At 47.5% G+C, this 6,451-nt stretch carries 2 protein-coding genes; both read right to left on the reverse strand.

Annotation, left to right across the window (positions count from 1 at the left end; genetic code table 11):
* Positions 1-23: 23 nt before the first annotated feature.
* Positions 24-1,373, reverse strand: coding sequence for an HlyD family type I secretion periplasmic adaptor subunit (locus ACJ2PR_RS14395; protein WP_446867125.1), 1,350 nt, complete (start codon positions 1,371-1,373; stop codon positions 24-26).
* A gap of 380 nt (positions 1,374-1,753) precedes the next feature.
* The gene (locus tag ACJ2PR_RS14400) at positions 1,754-4,894 is read right to left on the reverse strand and encodes an ABC transporter transmembrane domain-containing protein (protein ID WP_446877504.1); all 3,141 of its coding nucleotides are present in this window, start codon (positions 4,892-4,894) and stop codon (positions 1,754-1,756) included.
* Positions 4,895-6,451: the final 1,557 nt, after the last annotated feature.

The raw sequence follows: 6,451 nt of genomic DNA on the forward strand, positions 1-6,451 counted from the left end.
CATGCAATTTAGAGCAACTCACTTCACAAGTTGAGGCTGCCCTGTAGCTGTTTTAAGGGGTCTAATAAAATGTCTGCAATTCGACGTTGACGAGTGACGATTTCAGCAGTCGCGGTTTGTCCTGCCTTAAACGGAACTTTCTGAAACTCTTTGGTCACAAAATGACGGTCTAACTGCACCTCGACCCGATAAACTTGACCCAGCTTTTCATCAGGTTGAGCATCGGGAGAAATGGCTGTCACTTTGCCAGAGACGATGCCATAGTCTTGATAAGGATAAGCATCCAGTTTGACTTGAACCCGCATTCCCACTTTGACCAACCCAGCTTCGCGATCGGGCACAATGGCAGACAGCACTAAGGACTTGTTGCGAGGCGTGATCTCAGCGAGGGGTTGTCCAGGTTGAACGACTTCACCGGGGTTGTGGATATTTAGCGTTGAAAGTTGACCAGAAACAGGAGCATAGACCATTTTCTGTTTACGTTTTGCTTGAGCTGCCTTGAGCAAGGTTTGGGTTTGTTCGATTTTGGCCTGCAACTCAGTCACTTTCAGCCGCATTTGTTGAATCTGCTGTTGAGCTTCTAACTGATATTGTTGGTCTTCCGCCCGTTTTTGAATGAGTTCTGCTTGCAGCCGATCGACCTCTGAGCGACTTTGTTCCAGGCTGCCTTGATGTTCGGTAATGGTGCGCTGCCGTTCGCGCAGACTCTGCTCTACTTGAAAAACTTGCTCTTGAGCGATCGCACCTGCTGCTGCTAGAGGCTGAAGTCGATTTAACCGTTCTCGCTGTGCATCCGCATCCGCCTGTAGCTGCTCTACGATCGCTCGTGTGGTTAGCGTGTTGCCCTTTGCCTGAATCGCGGCTACTTTTTGGGACTCGATCGTGGCTCGACCGATCGCCACTCGCGTTTGAGCTTGCATCACCACTTGTGTCATCAAGGTTTGCGTTTGGTTTAGCTGCGTTTGGTCGGCAGTCAGTTGTTTTTCTAACCCTTCTACTTCGGTTGTTGCAAGTTGAGGATCGAGTTCCAGTAAAGGTTGTCCCGCTGTTACGGTTTGTCCTTCTGCCACCAAAACTTGAGAAACTTTACCCGTTTCTGTCGGGTTGACTTTGTAAACCGCCCCTTTGGGAATCAGTTTGCCTTGCGCGTGAGCGACTTCATTCATTTGCCCCAACCAGGCCCACGCGGTAAAACACAGTGAGAATGCCAGCCCACCCACTGCTAGACGCGCAGGCAATGCCGAAGCAGGCTTGTCTAAGAGCGTTTGGAGGGGAGGCGACCAGTGGGCAGTTTCTACCGGAGCGGCAATCGTGACTTTAGGTTCTCTGGGTAGCCGCGACAGTTTGTTTTCGGGAGGAGTGCGATTCAACATGATGTGTCCAGTTTTAAGGATTTGCAGCTTACTGAAATGGTATGTGACGCTACTTTTCATTTCTGCCAGATTGGCAGTTTTTGAATGTCATTTTGTGAAGATGAGAATTTGCGATCGCCCCGCTCCAAATCGCTCCTTCATACAGCGCGAATTCCTGGATAACAAAACGTGAATTCGATGGAGTTTTTCCGCTTCGTGATTCAGCACTTCTGCCCCCCAACCCCCCAATTTTGGGGGACTTTCGGACAAGATTTCTCGTTCAAAGTCCCTCACTTGTGGGGGATTTAGGGGGCTGCCCGAAGCGATAACCGCAGCGAAGGATCTCATCGAATTCACGTTAACAAAACGTTGTGGCTTGGTGTTTTGGGTGCAAACCGCTTCTACAAATCGAGTTGCTGTTGGGCCAGGTGACAATACAAGCCGTGTAGATTAATCAATTCGTCGTGGCTGCCCTGTTCGACGAGAACGCCGCGATCGAGGACTAAGATGCGATCGACATGCCGGACTGTAGACAAGCGGTGAGCAATGATAAAGGTTGTGCGCCCTCGGCTAATGTGGGCAAGATTTTGCTGAAATCGGCGCTCAGATTCGGTGTCGAGAGAACTGGTAGCTTCATCCAAAATGAGGATTGCAGGATCACCGAGTAGGGCACGAGCGATCGCAATCCGCTGACGTTGCCCTCCAGAAAGATTGCTGCCTCGTTCTCCTACTTTTGTGTTGTAGCCCAAGGCCAGATCTTGAATGAAACTGTGTGCCTCAGCGAGTTTGGCGACTTTGATCACTTCGTCAAGCGTGTAGTTAGAGCGGTAAAGCTGAATATTCTCTAAAATCGTGCCAGAAAACAAGAAGCACTCTTGAGGAACTACACCAAGCTGGGGTCGAAATGACTGAGGAGACACATGATGCAAATCGTGCCCGTCGATGAGAATGCGCCCGTTGCTGGGGGAGTAAAGTCCTTGAAGCAGCTTGACCAACGTACTCTTTCCAGAACCACTGCGCCCGACGATCGCGATCGTTTCTCCGACTTCTGCCACAAAAGAAAGATTTTGCAGCACATTGGTTTCTTCTGCTTGTTCGTAGTGAAAGGTGACATTTTCAAACTGAATTTCTCCCTGAATCGAAGGCAGCACCAGCATCGGTTTACTGACACTTTCTTCGGGCTGCGCCGTGAACACATCGTTCAATCGTTCCACCGAAATCAGCACTTCTTGAAACTCATCCCACAATCTCACGAGTGATAAAACGGGCGTAATCACACTGCCAATCAGCATATTGAAGGCGACAAATTGCCCGATCGTCAGTTGTTCTTGAATGACCAAAGTGGCACCATACCAGAGGAGGGCTGTACTGCCGATCGCATTGATCAATTCACTAGTACTTTGCAGTCCATTTGCTAGCTTTTGTCCTCGAAATTGAGCATTAATTGTACTGGTTAGTTTGTCTTCCCAGCGCCATCTGACTTCTCGTTCTGCTGCTGTTGCTTTAACTGTTGCGATTCCAGTCATCATCTCAACTAAAATCGAGTTTTGATCCGCAGATTCATTGAAAATTTCGCGAGATACTTTTCTGAGAAACGGTGTTGCTCCTAGCGTTAACAAAATGATTGGCGGAATCATTCCAATCACAAGTAACGTGAGTTGCCAGTTGTAATAAAACATTAATCCCAGATACACGATCGCCATCAGCGCATCGAGCCAAGTAGAGACGGCGTGACGAGTGAGAAAATTCTGAATTTTCTGGTTTTCTTGGACTCGTGTGAGAATATCACCTACTTGTCGCGATTCAAAAAACTTGAGCGGCAACGTCAGCGCATGACTGATAAAGCCACTAATCAACGTCAAATCCAGACGATTAGAAAAATAGTCCAACAGATATTGGCGAACTGTCGTCATCGCCACCCGCCACACGCTAAAGAGCAGCAAGCCGATCGCAAACACATTCAGCGTCACCAGGCTTTTTTCTGTGACCACGCGATCGAGAATCACCTGAGTAAAGAGAGGCGTGACCAACCCAAAAAGCTGAATCAGCAAAGAAATCCCGACGATTTGCCACAGGAGCGATCGATACGACCAGAGCAACCCCCAAAACTTGCCTAAACTGCGGCGATCAGTTTCTGTGTTTTTGAGTCGATCGGTCGGGTCAAGCAAAAGCGCGTACCCCGTCCAATTGCTCAAGAATACGTCACGAGACAATTTACGTTTGCCACGAGCCGGATCAGCGACCAACACCCAATCCCCCTGCACTCGATAGACCACCACGTAGTGATCCCCCTGCCAGTGAGCAACCCAGGGGTTCTTCTGCTCGGCTAATCGCCCCCAACTAGCTCGCACCGGGCTGGCCTGAAATCCAACCATTTCGGCGGCTTCTGACAAATGTTTTAGAGAAGCCCCCGATCGCCCCACCTTCGCCAGATTTCGCAATGAGTTAAGGCTAAATCGCTTGCCCCAATATTGCCCGATCATCGCCAGACAGGCCACCCCACAGTCTGAAGAACTTTGCTGCTGAATGAACGGATACCCTTGCCATAGCCTGCCTGGATGAGATTTTTTGGGCTTGGGAAACACCACAGGCGGCGCTTCAAATTTTGCTTTGCCACTCGGTTGACTCGATAATTGCTCAGGCCCAGTCGTCTGGGAATCAGAAAGGGACGATCGTAGCTTCTTGCGCCTGCTCGGTTTAAGGGTTGGCTCAGACGGGGCTGCATCTGGCTTAACAAAGTAAGTGGGTGCAATGGCCGTTGCGCTCTCCCAATGAGAGAGGGGCAATTGATACAGCACCAAATCTGTTTCAGCAACCCAATCTACCTGCGATGAGTCTGGGTAGCCAAACTGATCGCCGATCGCCACAGATTGCCCCTCCTGACCGTGAATTTTGCCCTGCCGAAGCCAGCAATGACCAGAAGCCGCCGCTTGAGCCAGACTTTCTCCTGCGGCAACTCGCACTTCGACGAGATCAGGCAACAGTTGCTGAATTTGGTCACTAGTGAGCGGCTTTGAACCTGACCCCGAAGCAACACAGGTTTTGAAGAAAATCAGGCGTTCTCGCTGTTGGGCTTGCTGCTCAAAAATTTCCCGTAATTGAGGCAACTTTTTTAGCCAAACGTCCAAACTAGCCAACGACATTCGGGCCACCTGCACGGGGCTGGCAGCGATCGCCCGATAAGGCAGCGGCATCTGGTAAAACAGCGCATCTCCCCCAAACGTTTCTCCAGCGTCTAAGACCTGTGCAGAAACGTCTCGCTGTCGTTGAAGGTCAAGACACAGCAATCGAACTCGACCTTCGCAAACCAAGTAGAAATTTTCGTGATTTTGCTGACTGAGAACTGAAGGGTCGATCGGGTTCACTGGGTCTTCGCGATCGTCGTCTTGATCAAGAAAATCACCTAGCCGAAATTCTTCAATTTCAAAAGCTTGACTAAAGGCTTCCACGGTTTGATCCGCTTGCCCCAAAGACAACAGTTTGAGAATTGCCTCTAAGATCTGAGGGTGAAGCGATACCCGTAACTTGGAGACTGAATTCATAACCTGACCTCTTAAATGGTTGCAAATTAGATGGTTGCAAAATCAATGGGGTTAGTTTCGTAGCGTTGCTGAATCGAGGAATGAATCGTTAAATTGTTGTATCCTCGAAAGCTCTTGAATTTTCTAATTCTCTAAAATGAGGAGTTTGAAAGTTCAGAAATTGTCCAAATTTGGAGAATAAAAGCAAATTCATCCTGTTGCTTAACGCTGCCAGCTTTGCTTTATTGATTTGTAAAGTCCAAGCATTCTGCCCTCACCCTAAATCCCTCTCCCCAAGGAGAGGGACTAAGACTCTTGCTCCCTTCTCCCTAGGGAGAAGGGCTGGGGATGAGGGCAATCCAGAGATTCACAACTCCATTAGGATTCTCTTCTTTCAGCACCAACGCAGAGCTTTCTTGCCGCTCCGCGTCCCCTCACACACCCAATCGCAGAAATGTTCACAGGTAGCAGAATTGTCGAGTTGAGCAGCGTTATGGTTGCTGTAGCTCAATTCTCATGATCAAGATAAGTCAATGTGACAAGCTCAGCTAAAGTCTGAAGCGAAGACTTTACAGGACTCGGTTTGGTGTAGAGAGTTGACTGATCAAAGGTAGAGCTTCAAGACATTTTTTCACAGGCTAAAGCTGAGGTTTAGTAAAGGCCTCCGAACCTTAATTCGTTGCCTGATCCTCCTAAATTCTTGCTGAATTAGAAAGCAGTTTGAGCAGCAATTTTTCTGACTTGTTTGCAAGTGCCAGGTTAAGGTGATTTGTAATCATGAAGATCCTAAAGTTTCCTCCTAAAAACTGTGAATTGGAGAGTTAGCAATTTGGATTTCACAAAGAGATTGATGTAGATCTTGCATTCTCACAAACAGTCTGGTACGAGAGCTTTGAAACAAATTTCAAGACCCAGGCTTTAATCTGTCGAAACAGGCTTCTAGTAGTCAAAACTGAGCCTAGTTCAGAGATCAGATCTGTGCGAAGTAATCTTGAGTTTGGGGCGCTTGTTGAGAAGGAAGCAAGATCTAAGCCGATTCTGTAAGCCGACGCTGCTTTTGAGAAAAATCACAGCAGTTCCGTAGAGTTTCTACGAGAATGCCATAGATTAAGCAGCGATCGCCATCATGACAAAATAAATTGAAAACGCTTCAGTCAGTCTGAGGATTTTAAGGAGCGGTTGAGACTTGGCTTTAGAGCGAGTCGAAAGATGTACAGAAAGTAAAGCTGATCTCAAAATCTAGCAGTGTTAAAAGAGCCTTTTTTATTGTTCTCATCAGCTTATTCTACTTCCAATTAATGTTATTGACTGAGTTAAACAATGTCAAGGGGACGATACATATATTTAGGCAAAAATATTACGATCAAAATCACTCAAAAACAATAGATAGATTTATTAGTAAATAGTTATATTGGTAGATGGATATATTAGTAGATAAATTAATCCGTGATTCAGAAGAATTAATTCTATATCGATCAATCCTCTCAAACCTGATTCACAAAGAGAACCTGAAGGGCTGCTGGATTAACGTCAGTTCGATGAGAGTGACTCGCTTCGTTTCAATCGGCTTCAGCCCCC

The organism is Phormidesmis sp. 146-33, from assembly GCF_052939515.1.